Here is a 17376-nt window from a genome sequence, read left to right as displayed (position 1 = left end):
TCACGCGACCCGACATGAAGATCACCAAAGACACCATCGTCACCCTCACCTTCCGCGCCGTCGACGCCAAAGGCAAGGTGCTGGAAGATGGCAAGACCCCGCGCGCCTACCTGCACGGCGGCTATGGCAATACCCTGCCCGGCGTCGAGCTGGCGCTGGAGGGGCAAGAGAAGGGCTTCAACACCACGGTGAAGCTGCAACCTTCATTGGCCTTTGGCGAACGCGACGAGAGCCTGGTGACCACCATCTCGAAGAAGGACTTTCCGCCCGGCGTGAAGGTGGGCGGACAGCTCGAAGGCCACGACGACCAGGGCCGCCACCAGGTCTTCACCGTGACCAAGATCAAGGGCGACACCGTGATGCTCGATGGCAACCACCCGCTGGCAGGTCAGGACATCACCTTTACCTTGAACGTGACCGATGTAAAGGCCGCCTCGGCCGAGGAAATCGCCCACGGCCACGCGCACGGCGCACACGGCCACCACCACTGAAAGCCCGCGCGCGGGGGCCTATTTCCCCACCAGCTGGTTGAGCTTCTCTTTCTCGAAGCACTCTTTGCGCGCCGCGTCCTCTGGCACGCAGTCGCCCTGCTTCTTGGTTTCGGCCAGCGTCTCGATCGCCTGCCAGAGCAAGGCGATCTGGTGCTCCTGTCCGGCGGCGTTGTCGATCAGGCCGCGCATGGCCTGTGACAGTGGGTCGTCGTCCTGGGTCACTCCATAAGCGTTGAACTTCTGGCCTTGCTCGGCCACATCGGCACTCTCGCCCTGCTTGCTGGGAATGATGCGCGCCGGTATGCCCACCGCGGTCGCGCCCGCCGGCACCGGCTTGATCACCACCGCGTTGCTGCCGATCTTGGCGCCATCGCCCACCAGGAACCCGCCCAGGACCTTGGCGCCCGCGCTCACGACCACGTCCTTGCCCAGCGTGGGGTGGCGTTTGGTGCCCTTGTAGAGCGAGGTACCGCCCAGCGTCACGCCCTGGTAGATGGTGCAGCCGTCACCGATCTCGGCGGTTTCACCCACCACCACACCCATGGCGTGGTCGAAGAACACGCGTTCGCCCAGCGTGGCGCCCGGGTGGATCTCGATGCCGGTGAACCAGCGCGAGACGTGCGAGATGAAACGGCCCAGCCACTTGAAGCCATGCGTCCAGCACCAATGGGCCGGCCGGTGCAGCCACACGGCGTGCAGGCCGGGATAGCAGGTGACGACCTCCCAGGTGCTGCGCGCGGCGGGATCGCGGTCCAGGATGCACTGGATGTCGGAGCGGATGCGGTCGAACATAGGCGGGCAGTCTAGCGTCTTGCCTTGTCGGCCGTTTGCAGCATCGCCTTGGCAACACCTCGAAGAATGTGGATTTCCTCGTCGCTGGGCGCGGCGCGGTTGAAAAGCTGGTTGAGCCGTGGCATGAGCTTCTTGGGCGCGTCGGGATCCAGGAAATCCACCGCGACCAACGCACGCTCAAGGTGTTCGAGCATGCCGGACAAGGCCTTCGCGTCGGCCTGCGGCCTCTCGGCGACCGAGGCCGCGACGCCGAAGCCGCCCAAGGCCTGGCGCCAGTCGTAGGCGATCAGTTGCACCGCCGCCGCCAGATTGAGCGAGCCGAAGCTGGGCGCGGTCGGGATGCTCAGCGCGACGTGGCAGCGGTACACGTCTTCGTTGCGCATGCCGAAGCGCTCGGAGCCGAACAGAAAGGCCACACCCGTGGGTGGCGGCTCCTGGCCGCCGAACAGGCTGGCGAAGTGCTCGCGCGGCGCACGCGTGGGCGGGCCGAAGTCGCGCGGGGTCATGGCGGTGGCGCAGAGGTGGCTTATGCCGTCGAGCGCCTCGTCGAGCGTGTCGACGATGCGCGCCCGGGCCAGCACGTCGTTGGCGCCACTGGCGCGCTGGATGGTCTCCTCGCGGCGCAGCACGTTGGCCCAGCGCGGCTGCACCAGCACCAGATCGTCGAAGCCCATGACTTTCATGGCACGGGCGACGCCGCCCACATTGCCGGCGTGGCTGGTCTGGATCAGGACAAAACGGGTGCGCATGCGAGAAAGAAAAGTGGGGACGGTAAAATCCCGCCTATTGTCGCCGCCCGCATTGCCGGGTTTCGCATCCCCTGCTCATCCACTGTCGCGCGCACCGCCCCGGAGCGCGCCGAGGTTCACAATTCATGTCGTCCACACTCCACCCCATGCTCAACGTGGCCATCAAGGCCGCACGTACCGCTGGAACCATCATCAACCGCGCTGCGCTGGACGTGGAGTCGGTCCGGGTCTCGGTCAAGCAGACCAACGATTTCGTGACCGAGGTCGATCAGGCCGCCGAGGCGGCGATCATCGACACCCTGCTCACGGCCTATCCCGACCACGCCATCTGGGCCGAGGAATCGGGCCGGCAAGCGGGCAAACACGGGGGTGCTGACCACACCTGGATCATCGACCCGCTGGACGGCACCACCAACTTCATTCACGGCTTCCCGGTCTACTGCGTGAGCATCGCGCTCATGGTGGGCAACCGGATCGAGCAGGCCGTCGTCTACGACCCTTCTCGCAACGACCTCTTCTGCGCCACGCGCGGACGCGGCGCCTACCTGAACGACCGCCGCATCCGCGTGGCCAAGCGCACCACGCTGCGCGACTGCCTGGTCTCCACCGGCTTCCCGTTCCGCCCGGGCGACGCGTTCCAGACCTACATGCAGATGCTGGGCGACGTGATGCCGCGCGTGGCCGGTGTGCGCCGCCCTGGCTCGGCCGCGTTGGATCTCGCGTACGTGGCCGCCGGTTTCACCGACGGTTTCTTCGAAATGGGCCTCTCGCCCTGGGACGTGGCTGCCGGCGCGCTGCTGGTCACCGAAGCGGGCGGCCTGATCGGCAACTTCACCGGCGAGTCCGACTTCCTGGAGCAGAAGGAATGCCTGGCCGCCAACCCGAAGATCTACGGCCAGCTCGTGGGGCTGACGGGCAAGTACAGCAAATTCGCCAGCGCAGGCGACAAGGCAGCCGTGCGCCAGGCACGGGCCCGTGGCACGCCCCCGGCCGACGCACCGCAAGACACCCCCGTCGCCGACGACACGACGGCACCCAGCAACGACGCCACAACCTGACCCGGCGCGCGTGCCTCTATCCAGAGGCATCGAGGGGCGCTGCGCCGGCCCGAAATACCACGCCCTCTCCGGCGAGCGTGCCTCCATCCAGGGGCATCGAGGGACGGCTGCGCCGGCCCAAGATGCCGTCCCCCCTCGAAGCGCCTAAGGCGCGCAACAGAGGGGGGAAGCCGCGTCAGCGGCGCAGGGGGGTGTGCTCTATCACGCCTGTGGCAGGCGCAACCAGAACGTAGCGCCCTCGCCCGGCTTGGATTCGGCCCAGACCCGCCCGCCGTGGCGCTCCACGATGCGCGCCACGATGGCCAGCCCCACCCCCATGCCCGGCACGCTGCTGCCGGCGTGCAGGCGCTGGAACAGGCCGAACAATTTGTCGGCGTGGGCCATGTCGAAGCCGATCCCGTTGTCGCGCACGAAGTAAACGCGCTGTTCGGCGTCGTAACCCACCTCCAGCTCGGGCTGCTCCACGTGCATGGAGTACTTGAGCGCGTTGTCCATCAGGTTGGCCAGCACCTGGCGCAACAAGGTCGCGTCGCCCAAGGCAAAGGGCATCGTGTCGATGCGGATGCGCGCGTGCGTGGACTGGGCGGACAAGGCATCTGCCACCGAATGCGCGAGCGCCACCATGTCGACCGGCACGGCCTCCAGGTCCACGCGCACCACCCGCAACAGTTCGAGCATGTCGGTGATCATCTGACCCATGTTGCGCGAGGAGCGCGCGATGCGCTCGAACATGTCGCGCCCGTTGGGGCTCAGGCGATCGGCCTCTTCTTCCAGCACGATGGCCGCGAAGCCGTTCACCGAACGCAACGGCGAGCGCAAGTCGTGGGCGATGGAATAGGAAATGGCCTCCATGTCGCGCATCGAGCGTTCCAGCTCGGCGGTGCGCGCGATCACCCGCTGCTCCAGGTTCGCGTTGAGCGCCCTCACCTGCTCCTGCGCGGCCACGCGATCGGTGATATCGATGTGCGTGCCTGACATGAACAGGCCACGCCCGTCGACGTCGCGCTTGTGCACGCGGCCTCGCGTGTTGACCCAGATCCAGCGCCCGGACTTGTGCCGCATGCGGATGTCGCATTCGTAGTAAGGCAACGCGCCACTCAGATGCTGGTCGCGAATGTCGTCGGCGCGGCGCAGATCGTCCGGATGCACGAGTGCCTCCCAGGTCTCGGCCCGCATGGGCCTGAGTTCGTCCGCGGTGTAGCCCAGCATTTCGACCCACCGGTCGTTCACCGTCAGCGCGTTGTCGACCAGGTTGTTCTCCCAGACGCCCGGCCGCGTGGCCTCCAGCACCCAGGCCAGGCGCTGGCGCTCTTCGCGCAAGGCATCCTGCGCCTGCACGTAGGAGCTCACGTCGGAGAAGGTGCGCACAAGGCCGCCATCGGGCAGCGTACGGGTGCGCATCTCCAGAATGCGCCCATCCTGCGTCTTGCGCCAGTACTTATCCGGGGACTGCACGTGCGACACGCCGTGCAATACATGGCTGTGCGCGACCGGATCGACCCAGGACAGCCCCGGACCGAAATCGCCACGCTCGGTCTGGAAGCGCAGCACCTGGTCGGTGGTGGGTTGTCCTTGCAGCAGAGCCTCTGGCAGATCCAGCATCTCTAGCAGGCGGCGGTTGTAGGCGGTCACGCGGTTCTGGTCGTCCACGCGGCACAGGCCTTGGTCGATGCTGTCCAGCGTGGCCTGCAGATCCAGACTTTTTTCGGTCAGCAGTTCGCTGGTGATCTGCAGTTGCTCGCGCGTGCGCCGGCGCTCCAGGTGGCCGCGCCATGCCATGACCAACTGGCGCACCGCACCCAGCAGTGGCTGCAGAAACTCGATGTCTTCTTCGCTGTAGCCCCCGGGCTGGTTGGCCAGGCCCACCATCGCCACCATCCGCTCGCCCACGGCCAGCGGCACGCCGAGAAAGGCGTTCATGGGAGGGTGTCCACTCGGCAGGCCACCGGCGCGCGGGTGTCGCGTGGGGTCGTTGGTAATGACCGGTTGGCCGGTCAACATCGCATGGCCAAACAGGGTGTCGAGATTGCGAAAGGCCATGCCCGAGGCGGCCTGGCTCTGGTACATGAGGCGCGAAGCCTCGTCCCATGCGATGTTGGTGACGGCGCTGGTGCGCAGGTACGGTTTTCCGTTGTCGTCGTAGAGCACCTCGCCCACAAAACCGAATTCGCTGCCGGTGACCGACAGGAAGCCTTGCAGCAGCCCTTCGAACGCCTTGCGCTTGTCGTCGGCTTCGATGTAGTCGGTCTGTGCCGCCCGCACGGCCTCCAGCATGCGGTGCTGGCGCTCGAGTTTCTGCGCGGCCAGGCGCCCGGCGGTCACGTCGGTGGAGAAGCCGTGCCAGACCACCGATCCATCGGCCTCGCGCTGCGGCATGGCTTCCACCTGCTGCCAGCGCACACCCGCCGTGGGCAGGCAGACGCGGTAGGTCTGGCGCCAGGCACTCAACTGCCGCGCCGAGGCGTTCAGCGATGCGATCACTTCGGCCCGGTCGTCGGGGTGCACGCGGTCGAACAGCACGCTGGCGTTCTGCTCCAGGTCCTTGGGCGCCACTTCCAGCATGGTGTGCGCGACCTCGTTCACGTAGCTGATCACGCTCGTGCCATCGGGCTTGAGCCGTGCTTCGTACATCATGCCCGGCACGCGCGCGGCAATGTTCTGCAGCAGTTTGTACTGCTCTGCCAGGCGCTCGCTGGCTTCGCGCTCGGCGGTAATGTCCTGCACCACACCGAAGGCGGTGTGCCGATTGTTTCCCACCGTGGTCTGCCCGATGCGGGTGCGCAGCCGCCGTGTCTGGCCATCGGGGCGCAGCCAGCGGAACTCGACCTCGCGGCCATCCAGCGCCGCACGGGCCTCGCGCCAGACCGGGAGGTCCTCGGGATGGATGGGGTCAAGCGCATCCGCGCGCCGCAGGCGCTCGCCCGGCGGCACGCCGGTGATCTCGTGCAGCCCGGGTGACCAATCCACATAGGCGTCCTCCTGCGCGTTGATCCAGTGGCCGACATGGGCCAGCTTTTCGATCGCCGCGTGCAACTCCACCTGTTGCTCCAGGCGCCGATTGGCCTCGCGCAAGGCCTGCTCGCTGCGCACCTGAGCGGCTTCGGCCTCGAACTCCGTGGTGGCATCGGTCATGTAGATGAGGACCGCCGGATCACCGGCCATGGACAGCACCGTGGCGTGCAGGCGCACCCGGTACTCCACGCCATCGCGCAGCCGCAGATACTGCAACTCACTGGGGGGCGGCCCCTCGCTCAGGTAGCGCGCACGGGCCCCGGCATCGGGCCAATGCCCGATATCGACGGTGGTGCGGCCCAGCACGGCTTCGCGCCGCAGGCCGGTGAGCACCTGCCACGCATCGTTGACGGCCAGCAGACGGCCATCGCACAGCCTGGTCAGGCTCGCCGCCAGCGGCGACGCCATGAACAAGGTCTCATAGGGCACGCCGGTTGCCGCGGCCTGCGGCCATTGCAATGAGCTGCCCTCGCGAGAGAACTCCGACCCTGAAGATGCTTCGACCATGCGGCATGCGGTAGTGTGTGGGGGTGAGGCACATTGTGCCGGACTGTCCGGGCCCGAGACGGCGGGCGGGCCCGCACGCCCTGTTGGAACGCCAGAGGATGCCCACCATGCCGGAGGTAGAAGCCCATCGCAAGCGCGCCGCGAAGCCCACCTCGCTGCGCCAGCAGCTCACGCTCGCGGCGCTGCTCACCACGTTTCTGGCAGTCCTGCTGAGCGCCGGCGCGCTGCTGACCTACGAATTCACGCTGTACCGCGAGGCGGGCGTGGCCGACATGCGGGCCCAGGCCGACTTGATCGCCCGCTCCACGGCGGCCGCCATGGAGACCGGAAACGCCGAGGCAGTGCGGGAAAATCTCGACACGCTTTGGCAACAGCCCCGCATCCAGGCGGCGGCCGTGTATGGCGCCGATGGCGCGCTGCTGGCCTCCCTCACCGGCCCATCCGGCCAGGTGCCCGCGCGCATCGCGCCCGATGCGCGCGCCTGGGGGCCGAGCTTCAGCGGGTCGACGCTGGAGATGACCCAAGGCATCGAGCGCGATGGACGGCGGCTCGGCATGCTGTACCTGAAGGCGGAACATGGGGTCTGGGACCGCGTCGCGGACTTCGCGTGGATCGTGCTCGCGGTCAGCGCGGTGAGCCTGGCCACGGCGTTCTACCTGTTCGTGCACCTGCAGCGCCGCATCACCGCCCCGCTGGAGAGGATGACCGAGGTGGCACGCGATGTGATCGGCAGCCACAACTGGGCGCTTCGCGCGCCGGCCACGCACTACAAGGACGTGGGCGTTCTCGTCGATGCCTTCAACCGCATGCTGTCCGAATGCGAGACGCGCACGAGCGAACTGGAGCGCGAGATGGTCACGCGCCGAAGCGTCGAACACGAGTTGCGCCAGGCCGACCGGCACAAGGACGAATTCCTGGCCACGCTGGCCCACGAGCTGCGCAACCCGCTCTCGCCCATGACGAGTGCGGTGGCCCTGCTGCAGATGCCAGCGGCCAGCCCCGAGGCGAGGGACAAGGCCCTGGGCGTGCTCGAGCGCCAGCTCAAGCACATGGTGCGGCTGATCAACGATCTGCTGGATGCCTCGCGCGTGGCCACCGGCAAGCTCTCGCTCAACCTGGAGACGGTGGACATTGGCGAACTGCTGAGCGCTGCCGTGTTGGGTGCGCAGGACCTGGCCCGACAGCAAGGCCTGCACCTGAGCCTGCACCCGGCGGCTGAACCGCTGTACGTGAATGGCGACACCGTGCGCCTGACGCAGGTGTTCGCCAATCTGCTGAGCAACGCCTGCCGCTACACGCCGCAAGGCGGGCGTGTCGACATCCAGCTGAAAGCGGACGCCGATGAGATCGCCATCGCGGTGGCCGACACCGGCATCGGCGTGGCGCCGGGCATGCAGGAGCGCATCTTCGAGATGTTCGAGCAGGCAGACAAGACGCTGCAGCGCGGCAATGCCGGCCTGGGCGTGGGGTTGACCTTGTCGCGTCAGATCATCCAGTTGCACCAGGGCACGCTGTCCATGCAGAGCGCGGGCCTGAACCAGGGCTCGTGCTTCACGGTGCGCCTGCCTCGCGCGCGCGGCTTCGGCTTCGCGTCCGCTCCCACCGCGCTCGCGGCTCCGGCCTCCCAGCCCACCACGCGCTCGCTGCGCATCCTGGTGGCCGACGACAACGTCGACCTGGCGGAGAGCTTCGCCGCCATCCTGAGCGCCAGCGGCCACCGGGTGTCCGTGGAACACGATGGCGACGCGGCCGTGCACCATGCGCGCGAGCACCTCCCCGACATCGCCCTGCTGGACATCGGCATGCCCAAGCTCGATGGCTATCAGGTCGCCCGCCAGTTGCGGGCCGACCCGGCCACGCAAGGCATCTGTCTGGTGGCCATCACCGGTTGGGGTCAGGCCGCCGACCGCGAAGCCGCGCGGCAGGCCGGCTTTGACCACCACATTCTCAAACCCGTCAGCCCCGAAGAACTCGTGCGAGTGCTCGCTGCGGTGCACACCGACTTCGAGGCGTCCCGCCCGGGTGATCTCACCGCTCAGTGAGCCGTCTGCGCCGGGCCGTGGCGTCGCCGCCGGTCCACGGCATCGATCTTGAGCATCTGGCGGTACTTGGTGACCGTGCGCCGCGCCACCGTCAGGCCCTGGCGCGCCAGTTGCCGCGTGATCTCGGCGTCCGACAAGGGCTGCTCGGGCGACTCGGCCTCGATGATGTCCTGCACCAGCCCGCGAATGGCCGTCCCCGAGCAGGCCTTGCCGTTGGCGCTCACCATGGCCCGCGAGAAGAAGTGCTTGAGCTCGAAGACGCCGCTGGGCGTGGCCATGTATTTGTTGTTCGTCACACGCGAGACGGTCGATTCGTGGATGCCCACCTCGTCGGCGATTTCGCGCAAGCCCAGCGGTTTCATGGCCATCGCGCCGTATTCGAAGAAGTGGCGCTGGCGCCGCACGATGGCCTGGGCCACGTCCAGGATGGTGGAGAAGCGCTGTTCCACGTTTCGCTGCGTCCAGCGCGCCTCCTGCAAGTGCGCGCTCATGTCGGCGTTGTCGGCGTTGTTGGCGCAGCGGTGGCGCTGAAACAGCTGGGCATACACCTCGTTGACGCGCACCTTGGGAACGATCGCGGCGTTGAGCAGCACGCTCCAGTTGCCCCGGTCTTTCTTCACGATCACATCCGGCACGATGTACCCCGTGCGCGACGGACTCCAGCGCCACCCAGGCCGCGGGTCCAGCCGCCGGATGCGATCGCACACCCGCTCGACCTCGCCAGGCGAATGACCGAGCGCACGGGACAAGGCCATCACATCGCGCGCGGCGAGTTCGCCCAGATGATGGCCCACGATCTCGCGGGCCATCGCACGCACCTGGGGGCATTCGATGTCGGCCAATTGCAACGCGAGACACTCGGCCACATCGCGGGCGCCCACCCCCGCCGGATCGAGCGACTGCACCATCTTCAATGCGATCTGCATCTCCGGCAACGAGGCTGTGGGCTGCACGCCCACCACCCCCAGCAGTTCGTCCAGCGGGGTGCGCAAGTAACCATCGTCGTCCAGCGACTCCACCACCGCGCCAGCCAAGGCGAGGTCACGCTCCGACAAGGTCAAGGTGTTCAACTGGGCATGAAGGTGCATGCTCAGCGAGGTGTGCGCCGCCATGAAGTCCAGCGCTGAGACGTCACCGTTGTGCGCGCTGCGAGCCGGGGCGAAGCTGTCGGCCAGCCAGAGATCGCGATCGGTTTCGCTGGCGCGCCCGGGCACCTCGTCGACGGTCTCGTGCGCCAGCGGCTGTGGCGGCTCGGGGCCATCGAATGGATCGTCGATCACCGTGTCCTGGGTATCTTGGCGCCCGTCTTCGTCGTCCGCCTCTTCGGTTTCCAGGAACGGGTTTCGCCCCAGGACGTCTCGCACCACGGTGCCAAAGTCCAGGGAAGACATCTGCAACAAGCGCACGGCGTGTTGCAAACGGGGTGACAGGGTCTGGGTCTGGGTCTGGGTTTGGCGCTGACCGGCGCGAACGTCCATCTGCATGCGGTTTCCTCCTTGATCCGGCTGTTGTGCCGCAAGGTCATGCAACGGCCGTGCCGCATGGGCAGGGTAGATACAGATTCGAACAATTCACCCGTGCACGCAGGAAGCGGGACGCGGGCAGCGCTGTCGGCCGACACAAAAACTCACACAACGGCCTGCGTCTTCACCTTATTGCGGCAAAATTTGCCGACGCAAGGGCCGATCCGGCTGTCAGTGCTCGTCCGGCGCGGTCCGCGACGCAGGCCCAGCCACGTCATCCGGGCGCTGGAACAGATGGGCGATGGCCAGCAACAGAATCGCGCCGACCAGAGCCACCAGAAGGGCCCCCATGTTGAGCACATCGGAACTGCCCGCCGCCATGCCAAGCTGGGGCGGTATGAGCCATCCTCCCAGGGCAGCGCCCGCCATGCCCAGGCACACGTTCCATCCATGGCTGCGCGGGGGACTGGGCTGCATGATGGCGCTGGTCATCCAACCCACGACACCTCCCATGGCCAACCAAATAAGCACTTCGACCATGAGGCAACTCCTGCACAGGATTTAAGGGAATGACACAGACACCGCAGACGTGCCAAGCAGCAAGTGACGTGCCAGGCCTGGGCAGGGCAACTGCCACGGGTTGGCGCTCAGGGTCGCCCTGTACCGCTTGAATCCCGAGGGCTGCGCGCACCCGCGTTCGTGTCGGTGTCGCGGCCCCCCTCATCGCGGTGCTCATTCCCGTGCCGACGCCGCAGCGTGCGCCCGAAGCGCCGCAGGGACACCAGAACCAGCAGGATGAACACGGTGGCCAGCACCGCCGTGCCCGTGCGGCCCATGCCCGCAGCCAAGCCGATCGCGGCCGTGGCCCAGATGCTGGCCGCGGTGGTCAGGCCATGGATGCGGCCCTCCTCCTGGTCTTTGAGCACCGCGCCCGCCCCCAGAAAACCAATGCCCGACACCAGCCCCTGCACCACGCGGCTGAGTTGCTCCGGGTCCATGCCGGCCTCCATCGGAATCAGCACGAACAACGCGGCGCCCAAGGCCACCAGCATGTGCGTGCGCAGGCCGGCTTCGGCATCGCGCCGTTCGCGGTCCCAGCCGATGGCCGCCCCCAGCAAGAGGGCCTCGCCCATGCGCCAGGTCGCACGGGTGATGCGCTCGACCTCGGCGAAATCGCCGAACTCGGCTTGAATGGTGGCCCAGACCGTCTGCAAAACCGACATGGCATTCACCCCTTGGATGGAACGTGGGGCATCATGCCATTGCGTTGGCACCAGTCGGCGATGCAGGCCCGCAGATCCACCGGATTCGCCGGCTTGACAAAGTGATGGTCAAAGCCGGCCGCGCGCGTCTGCATCTGGTCCTCGACCTCGCCTCGGCCCGTCACGGCCAACAGCAGCATGCGGGTGCCGGTGAGTTCGGTGCGCAGTTGCCGGGCGACCGAGAGGCCGTCCATGCCGGGCATGCCCAGGTCCAGAATGGCCACATCGGGGCGCAGGCACAAGGCCATGGCCAAGGCAGTCTCTCCGTCGTAGGCGAGATGAACGCGATGGCCTTCCCCGCGCATGAACATGGCGAGCAACGCCGCGCCATCGCGGTCGTCGTCGGCGACCAGCAGGCGCAGCGGGGGCGGGTCCCCCGAAGGCACATGGGTATTCATGGTGTGCTCCTTGCGAACGTCGCGCCGGCCACGGGGGCGCCCAAGACACCCATCCGCAGCCGAAGGAGCGCGACGCGGGCTCAGAACCTGTGCATGTACCCAATGCTGGTGGTTTCTACCTCGCGCTTGCCCGCACCGACGAAGCGCATGTCGTAGCGGTTCCATTCCAGCACGATGGACGAACGTGGGCTCAGGTCAAAGCCAATGCCCGCGCCGAACGAGGGCTCCCAACCGCTTTCCTTGCCCGTGGCGATGCCCGACAGCGGGCTGGCCGTGACTTCGGTGCGGCTGTACACACCGCCCACCTTGCCGTACAGATGCACCACGCCCAGCGGCACGCGGCCGACCAGGCTCAGATTGAGGCCCTGTGCCTCGGACCGGCCACCGCCACGGTCCATGCGGCCGAGGTGGAGGTAGCCCAACTCGGCACCGAAGTAGCGGTTGAACATGCCCCCGGTGTACAGGTTCACCGCGTTGCCCTTGCTGTCGCATCCGAAGCCGCCGACGCCACAGCCCAGGTCGTAGTCGGAGCGGCCGAGGTTCAGGCCGATGTAGCCATGCGAGGTGTACGGAATGACGGAGAAGTTGCCCTCGCCGGGCGCATAGGCGCGCCGCTGTGCCGGCATGGCGCTGCCGGCCTGCGCCACCGTGGTGGTATTGGCGTCGTTGCGCGGCATGTCCGACTGCGCGCTGACCGCACAGGCCACGGCCATAGCCATCACGGCGACTGACCCTGTCTTGAGAGAGAAAGGAAGTGAGCGGTTCATAGGTGGGTCCTCGTTGGTTGGGGAAACACTGCGCCAAACGTCTGCAGTGGACCTTGCGTGGCAAGTGGGATGCCAACACGCCGAGGTGCCCACGGCTCCAAACCCGGACCCTGAAGAGCGTCGCGCGCTCCTTTGCGGCAAAAGTTGCCGCAGCGCGGCGCCAGCGCGCACCTCGTCCCCCTTTGGCAACGCGCGATCTGGCGGGTACACCGCGTGCCCCGACTAGGTGTCGGAAACGACGGACCTCTGTCCGCCGAACCGGCGTCCATCTCACACCTTCGGAAGGAACGCCATGAAAGACTCACACACGATCAACACGCTGAACACGCTCATCGAAACCTGCAAGGACGGTGAATACGGCTTCACGACCAGCGCCGACCACGCCACGGACCCACAGATCAAGCAGCTCTTCGATGCCCGTGCGCAAGACTGCCGCAGGGCAGCCGCTGAGCTGCAGACCCTGGTGGTGCAGCGCGGCGGCAAGCCCGAAGACAGCGGCACGGCGGGCGGCGCGATGCACCGGGGATGGGTGGCGGTCAAAGGCACGTTGGCAGGCTACAACGACCTGGCGATGCTCGAGGAAACCGAGCGCGGGGAGGACTCGGCCCTGAAGTCCTACCGCGAAGCGCTCAAGGAAGACCTGCCCATCGAAGTGCGCAGCATCGTGGAAGCCCAGTACCAAGGCGTGAAGCGCAACCACGACCAGATCCGCGCATTGCGCGACCAGCACAAAGCCGCCGTTTCGCATTGACAGCGGCCCTGCTTCCCCAAGCCCGCACCGCCGCGTGCGGGCTTTTTTTGGCCACCGCCGTCAAGTGCCCTTCGTGATGTCGTCGGCGTCCGCGCTGTCCTGGGCTTTGCCATCGGCCGCGTATTGTTTGAGGCGGTTGTACAGCGTCTTCAGGCTGATGCCCAAAGCCGCCGCCGTGCGTTCTTTCTGCCGCCCGTAGTGGTCGAGCGTGGCGAGAATGAGCGTCTGTTCCGCCTGCGCCAGCGAGATGCCGAGCGGTAGCGTGACCGCGCCATCGGCTTCGCCGTCCGGGCGGCGCTCAGCGCGTGGTTCGCTCGCGCGCGCCGGCGTGGCGGGCACGGGGGGCGCGGCAACCGGGCGTGTTGGCAGCCACTGCGCGTCGATGGTGTCGCCGCGCGCCATGACGTAGGCGCGCTGCACCACGTTGCGCAACTCGCGCACGTTGCCGGGCCAGTCATAGGCCATCAAGCGGTCCACCGCCTCGGACAGGAACCGCTTCTCGTGGCCTTCCTGCTCGCTGATGAGGCGCAGGAAGTGCCCCGCCAGCAACGGCACGTCGGACAGCCGATCGCGCAGCGGCGGCATGTCGATGGGAAACACGTTGAGGCGGTACATCAGATCCACGCGCAGATGGCCTTCCTCCACGGCCCGCATCGGCGAGCGGTTGGTCGCCGCGATGATGCGCACGTCGGTTTCCTGGCTTTGCGTGGCGCCCACGCGCAGAAAGCGCCCGGTTTCCAGCACGCGCAAGAGCTTGACCTGCAGGTCCAGCGGCATCTCGGTGATTTCGTCCAGGAACAGGGTGCCCCCGGCGGCCCGCTCGAAGAAGCCCTGGTGTTGCCGGTCCGCGCCGGTGAAGCTGCCTTTCTCGTGGCCGAAGATCTCGCTCTCGATCAGGTTGGGCGAGATGGCGCCGCAGTTCACGCCCAGAAAAGGCATCTTGCGGCGCCGGCTGAGATCGTGGATGGTCTGCGCGACCACCTCCTTGCCAGTCCCGCTCTCGCCGGTGATGAACACCGTGACACCCGAGCCCGCCACGCGCGTGATCTGTTCGTACACGCGCTGCATGTTGGGCGAGCGCCCCCACAACTGGCCGAAGCTGCCCGTGGCGGCGAGATGGGCCGTGAGATCGGCGACCTCGGCCTTGAGCACCGCCGGCTTGGTGGCGCGCGAGAGCACGCCCTGCAGGTGCTTCATGTTGATGGGCTTGACCAGGTAGTCCACCGCCCCCAGGCGCAATGCCAGGATGGAAGTCTCCAGGCTCGCGTGCCCGGTGATGAGCACCACCTCGGCATTGGCCAGCAACTCGGGATCGGCGAACAGGTCCATGCCGCTGCCATCGGGCAGGCGCAGGTCGAGCAGGACCAGGTCGGGCGATTGCAAGGCGAGTTGCTTGCGCGCATCTCGCAGCGAATGCGCGCATGCCGCCGTCAGTCCCTGCATCACGATCAACTCGCTGAGCATCGTGGCGGAATCGACGTCGTCATCCACGATCAGGACATGGGACATCTCGGGCGTTCTCCTCACCGCACGGGCACCAGGATCGGTGCATGGAACCGGAGAGTGGAAGGGTTCACTCTCCTCGCATGGGCGTCGCGCGGCGGCATGCATGATGCCATCTTTTGCCATGTCCAATGGGGGCAGGACCGGTGCGCGACCGTTGCCGTGAAACGATGGGCTTGGGGTCGCGCGGTGGATCGCCCGCAGGGGGCGTCTTTTCGTCGGGGTCGTCGGGCTCCTTGATGTCGGGTGGTGGCTCGGTGGGCGTTTGCGGTGGGGTCGCTGGCGGCGGTTGCACCGGCGGCATGGGCCTGGGGACCTCGGGCGTCGGAACGTGCAAGCGCATGCCTGCGCTCCACATGAACGAAGCCTGGGACAGAGCCGTGCTGGCAGAGGTAGGTGGTGAATGGACAAGCATCATCGGAAACTCCTTCGCCGACAGGGCGGCTGTTCAAAAAAGTGACTTGCACGGTTGCGGCAAGACGCGCTCCTGCACCAACAGGTACACGGGTTGCCACGCCAGGAGATCCCACTTGACCAGGAGACCACTTCATGAGTCGCTCAGACCACTCTTCCCCGGCACGGCGTGAAACACCGTCGCGCCCCGTCTCACGCACACCGCGCAGCCCAGGCGCACCGCCTCCACAGGACGAACGGGAGGAGCATCTGGAGTTGCCGCACGAGCGTGATCAGTCCACCCACGCGACCGCCCGGCAGCGCGATCCGGCCATGCGCCAGGCGCACCAGGATCTCGAAGAAGGACAGGTGGACACCGACATGCGCGCCACGCCGGGACTGGACGCACAACGCCGCCAGCGCTATGTGCCCGGCGCGGGCGGGCAGAAGCCGATACCGGCATCGAAGAACACAGGTACCGGGTCGCGCACGCGTTCGTCAAACCGGCGGTGAAGGGGAGCGCGTCATGCGCGGCTGCGCTGGCGCGTCGACCGCGGCGCCGGGGTCTTCCTCGCCCGCCACGGAAGCCAGCAGCACCGCATCTGGGAGCGGCGGCGGCATCGCCTCCAGCGCGGGGCTTGGCCTGTGCGCGTCCCGGCGCCGTGGCTCACGCGCACGCGCCGTGCAAAGCCAGCCGACGAACAGGCCCAGCGCCGCGCCGAGCCAGAAAGTCGAGCGGGAGCCTGGGGAGGCAGATGAGGTGGAGCGTGGCGGTGGGTGGTGCATGGTGGTTCTGTTTTTCAGGCCCACACAGGGGCAAACGGCGCGCCCGCCCCGCCACGGGGGCAGGGCTTCGCCCACGCGCGACAGCCCCCTCCTGTCGGGAGTGAAATAATGATCCACATGTCCGATGCCCCCACCCCCGACGGCCGACCGGACGATCCGGTCACCAGCGCCAGCGCTCCGCTGGTTCTCCAATATCCCTGCGGCGAAGCGCCTGCGCCGGGCGAGGTACGCGAAATCGCACCCGGCGTGCTCTGGCTGCGCATGCCCTTGCCTTTTGCGCTCACCCACATCAACCTCTGGGCCGTCGCCGATGAAGACGAGCGCGGCACCGGCTGGGCCGTGTTCGACACCGGCACCAAGACCCCCGAGGCCATGGCCGCCTGGCGGCAACTGATCTCGCCCACCGGCCCCTTGGCCGCAACGCCCCAGGGCGCACGCATCACACGCGTGTTCTGTACCCACATGCACCCCGACCACGTCGGCATGGCTGGCTGGCTCACGCGCAAATTCCAGTGCCGCCTGTGGATGACACGGCTGGAGTACCTCACCTGCCGCACGCTGGTGGCCGATACCGGCCGCGAGGCACCCGATGACGCGATCGAGTTCTACCGCCGCATGGGCTGGAGCGAAGATGCGCTGGACGTGTACCGCAGCCGCTTCGGGGGCTACAGCAAATACGTGCACACGCTGCCCGACAGCTTTCAACGCATCACCGACGGCCAGGACCTGCGCATCGGCGCGCACGAATGGCGCGTGGTCGTGGGGCGTGGCCATTCGCCCGAACATGCGTGCTTCGTGAGCGACTCGCTGGGGGTGATGATCTCGGGCGATCAGGTGTTGCCGCGCATCTCGTCGAACGTGAGCGTGTTTCCCACCGAGCCCGAGGCCGATCCGCTGGGCGACTGGATCGAGAGCATCGAACGCCTGCGCACCACGCTGAGCGACGAGCTGCTGGTGCTGCCCGCACACGGCGATCCATTTCGGGGCCTGCATGCGCGGCTGGACCGGCTGGCGCAGGGCCATGAACGTGGCCTGCAGCGGCTGCGCCGCACGTTGGCCGAATCACCCAAACGCACGGTCGAGGTGTTCGGCGCGCTGTTCGCGCGCGCGATCGACAGCAACGGGGATCTGCTCGGCATGGCCACCGGCGAAGGCGTGGCGCATCTGAACTACCTGCTGGCGCGGGGCGAAGCCGTGCGCCAGCATGGCGCGGATGGGGTGTACCACTACCGCATGAAGTGACGCCCCTGCCCGCATGCGTGCAGGCACCATAGAACCCGCGTTGTCGACCACATGTAAGGGAACCCCTTTTCATGCGATCTGAAGCGCAAATTCAGTGCTTTTGACCGGTTCCCTGGAATTCTATTTTTTGTTGTGATCTCGCCCGATCACAACAGCCAAT

16 protein-coding genes are annotated in these 17376 nt (G+C 67.2%); 6 read left to right on the top strand and 10 right to left on the bottom strand.

Going from position 1 to position 17376, the window contains the following annotated elements:
* The first annotated feature begins 14 nt into the window (after positions 1–14).
* On the top strand, positions 15–491 hold the full coding sequence (locus tag F9K07_RS11140; RefSeq protein ID WP_159592895.1) for an FKBP-type peptidyl-prolyl cis-trans isomerase: 477 nt from the start codon (positions 15–17) through the stop codon (positions 489–491).
* A gap of 18 nt (positions 492–509) precedes the next feature.
* Here F9K07_RS11140 and cysE read toward each other — a convergent pair whose 3' ends face one another.
* Both cysE and F9K07_RS11130 read right to left on the bottom strand, forming a co-directional pair.
* On the bottom strand, positions 510–1283 hold the full coding sequence (cysE, locus tag F9K07_RS11135) for a serine O-acetyltransferase (protein ID WP_159592892.1): 774 nt from the start codon (positions 1281–1283) through the stop codon (positions 510–512).
* An 11-nt stretch (positions 1284–1294) separates the two neighbouring features.
* Positions 1295–2032, bottom strand: a complete 738-nt coding sequence (locus tag F9K07_RS11130) for an RNA methyltransferase (protein ID WP_159592889.1) — start codon at positions 2030–2032, stop codon at positions 1295–1297.
* A gap of 125 nt (positions 2033–2157) precedes the next feature.
* Between F9K07_RS11130 and F9K07_RS11125 the strand changes: the two genes are divergently transcribed.
* Complete coding sequence (locus tag F9K07_RS11125; RefSeq protein WP_159592886.1) at positions 2158–3090, top strand: inositol monophosphatase family protein; 933 nt, start codon at positions 2158–2160, stop codon at positions 3088–3090.
* Positions 3091–3291: 201 nt separating this feature from the next.
* Here the strand turns inward: F9K07_RS11125 and F9K07_RS11120 are convergent, their stop codons facing one another.
* Complete coding sequence (locus F9K07_RS11120; protein ID WP_159592883.1) at positions 3292–6609, bottom strand: PAS domain-containing protein; 3318 nt, start codon at positions 6607–6609, stop codon at positions 3292–3294.
* 107 nt (positions 6610–6716) lie between these two features.
* Between F9K07_RS11120 and F9K07_RS11115 the strand changes: the two genes are divergently transcribed.
* A complete protein-coding gene (locus F9K07_RS11115; RefSeq protein WP_159592880.1) occupies positions 6717–8651 on the top strand; it encodes a hybrid sensor histidine kinase/response regulator in 1935 nt (644 codons plus the stop codon).
* On the opposite strand, the gene rpoN is transcribed toward F9K07_RS11115, so the two are convergent.
* The 5 genes from rpoN to F9K07_RS11090 form a co-directional block, all read right to left on the bottom strand.
* Positions 8645–10135, bottom strand: a complete 1491-nt coding sequence (gene rpoN / locus F9K07_RS11110) for an RNA polymerase factor sigma-54 (protein ID WP_159592877.1) — start codon at positions 10133–10135, stop codon at positions 8645–8647. The genes F9K07_RS11115 and rpoN overlap by 7 nt on opposite strands.
* A gap of 210 nt (positions 10136–10345) precedes the next feature.
* Entirely contained in the window at positions 10346–10654 is a 309-nt protein-coding gene (locus tag F9K07_RS11105) for a GlsB/YeaQ/YmgE family stress response membrane protein (RefSeq protein ID WP_159592874.1), read from the bottom strand.
* A 107-nt stretch (positions 10655–10761) separates the two neighbouring features.
* A complete protein-coding gene (locus tag F9K07_RS11100; protein ID WP_159592871.1) occupies positions 10762–11337 on the bottom strand; it encodes an MgtC/SapB family protein in 576 nt (191 codons plus the stop codon).
* Positions 11338–11342: 5 nt separating this feature from the next.
* Positions 11343–11774, bottom strand: a complete 432-nt coding sequence (locus F9K07_RS11095) for a response regulator (protein WP_159592868.1) — start codon at positions 11772–11774, stop codon at positions 11343–11345.
* Between the two features lie 80 nt (positions 11775–11854).
* Positions 11855–12541: an outer membrane beta-barrel protein gene (locus tag F9K07_RS11090; protein WP_159592865.1), complete on the bottom strand. Its 687-nt coding sequence runs from the start codon at positions 12539–12541 to the stop codon at positions 11855–11857.
* 292 nt (positions 12542–12833) lie between these two features.
* Here F9K07_RS11090 and F9K07_RS11085 point away from each other — a divergent pair, with 292 nt between their 5' ends.
* The gene (locus F9K07_RS11085; protein WP_159592862.1) at positions 12834–13292 is read left to right on the top strand and encodes a PA2169 family four-helix-bundle protein; all 459 of its coding nucleotides are present in this window, start codon (positions 12834–12836) and stop codon (positions 13290–13292) included.
* 60 nt (positions 13293–13352) lie between these two features.
* On the opposite strand, the gene F9K07_RS11080 is transcribed toward F9K07_RS11085, so the two are convergent.
* Complete coding sequence (locus F9K07_RS11080; RefSeq protein WP_159592859.1) at positions 13353–14801, bottom strand: sigma-54-dependent transcriptional regulator; 1449 nt, start codon at positions 14799–14801, stop codon at positions 13353–13355.
* A gap of 543 nt (positions 14802–15344) precedes the next feature.
* Here F9K07_RS11080 and F9K07_RS11075 point away from each other — a divergent pair.
* Positions 15345–15701 carry a hypothetical protein gene (locus tag F9K07_RS11075; RefSeq protein ID WP_159592856.1) on the top strand — a complete coding sequence of 119 codons (357 nt, stop codon included), beginning with the start codon at positions 15345–15347 and terminating at the stop codon, positions 15699–15701.
* Here F9K07_RS11075 and F9K07_RS11070 read toward each other — a convergent pair.
* Positions 15687–15974, bottom strand: coding sequence for a hypothetical protein (locus F9K07_RS11070; protein WP_159592853.1), 288 nt, complete (start codon positions 15972–15974; stop codon positions 15687–15689). The genes F9K07_RS11075 and F9K07_RS11070 overlap by 15 nt on opposite strands.
* Before the next feature lie 117 nt (positions 15975–16091).
* On the opposite strand from F9K07_RS11070, the gene F9K07_RS11065 reads away from it, so the two are divergent.
* Complete coding sequence (locus F9K07_RS11065) at positions 16092–17216, top strand: MBL fold metallo-hydrolase (protein ID WP_159592850.1); 1125 nt, start codon at positions 16092–16094, stop codon at positions 17214–17216.
* Positions 17217–17376 lie beyond the last annotated feature (160 nt).

It is taken from the genome of Hydrogenophaga sp. BPS33, from assembly GCF_009859475.1.
GTDB lineage: Bacteria > Pseudomonadota > Gammaproteobacteria > Burkholderiales > Burkholderiaceae_C > Hydrogenophaga.
The sequence above is the reverse complement of the archived record's forward strand: the minus strand, read 5'-3'. Positions and strand labels throughout refer to the sequence as shown.

Coding starts and splice junctions, on each gene's coding strand:
- F9K07_RS11140 (WP_159592895.1), top strand. CDS start 15: ATGAAGATCACCAAAGACACCATCGTCACCCTCACCTTCCGCGCCGTC.
- cysE (WP_159592892.1), bottom strand. CDS start 1,283: ATGTTCGACCGCATCCGCTCCGACATCCAGTGCATCCTGGACCGCGAT.
- F9K07_RS11130 (WP_159592889.1), bottom strand. CDS start 2,032: ATGCGCACCCGTTTTGTCCTGATCCAGACCAGCCACGCCGGCAATGTG.
- F9K07_RS11125 (WP_159592886.1), top strand. CDS start 2,158: ATGTCGTCCACACTCCACCCCATGCTCAACGTGGCCATCAAGGCCGCA.
- F9K07_RS11120 (WP_159592883.1), bottom strand. CDS start 6,609: ATGGTCGAAGCATCTTCAGGGTCGGAGTTCTCTCGCGAGGGCAGCTCA.
- F9K07_RS11115 (WP_159592880.1), top strand. CDS start 6,717: ATGCCGGAGGTAGAAGCCCATCGCAAGCGCGCCGCGAAGCCCACCTCG.
- rpoN (WP_159592877.1), bottom strand. CDS start 10,135: ATGCAGATGGACGTTCGCGCCGGTCAGCGCCAAACCCAGACCCAGACC.
- F9K07_RS11105 (WP_159592874.1), bottom strand. CDS start 10,654: ATGGTCGAAGTGCTTATTTGGTTGGCCATGGGAGGTGTCGTGGGTTGG.
- F9K07_RS11100 (WP_159592871.1), bottom strand. CDS start 11,337: ATGTCGGTTTTGCAGACGGTCTGGGCCACCATTCAAGCCGAGTTCGGC.
- F9K07_RS11095 (WP_159592868.1), bottom strand. CDS start 11,774: ATGAATACCCATGTGCCTTCGGGGGACCCGCCCCCGCTGCGCCTGCTG.
- F9K07_RS11090 (WP_159592865.1), bottom strand. CDS start 12,541: ATGAACCGCTCACTTCCTTTCTCTCTCAAGACAGGGTCAGTCGCCGTG.
- F9K07_RS11085 (WP_159592862.1), top strand. CDS start 12,834: ATGAAAGACTCACACACGATCAACACGCTGAACACGCTCATCGAAACC.
- F9K07_RS11080 (WP_159592859.1), bottom strand. CDS start 14,801: ATGTCCCATGTCCTGATCGTGGATGACGACGTCGATTCCGCCACGATG.
- F9K07_RS11075 (WP_159592856.1), top strand. CDS start 15,345: ATGAGTCGCTCAGACCACTCTTCCCCGGCACGGCGTGAAACACCGTCG.
- F9K07_RS11070 (WP_159592853.1), bottom strand. CDS start 15,974: ATGCACCACCCACCGCCACGCTCCACCTCATCTGCCTCCCCAGGCTCC.
- F9K07_RS11065 (WP_159592850.1), top strand. CDS start 16,092: ATGTCCGATGCCCCCACCCCCGACGGCCGACCGGACGATCCGGTCACC.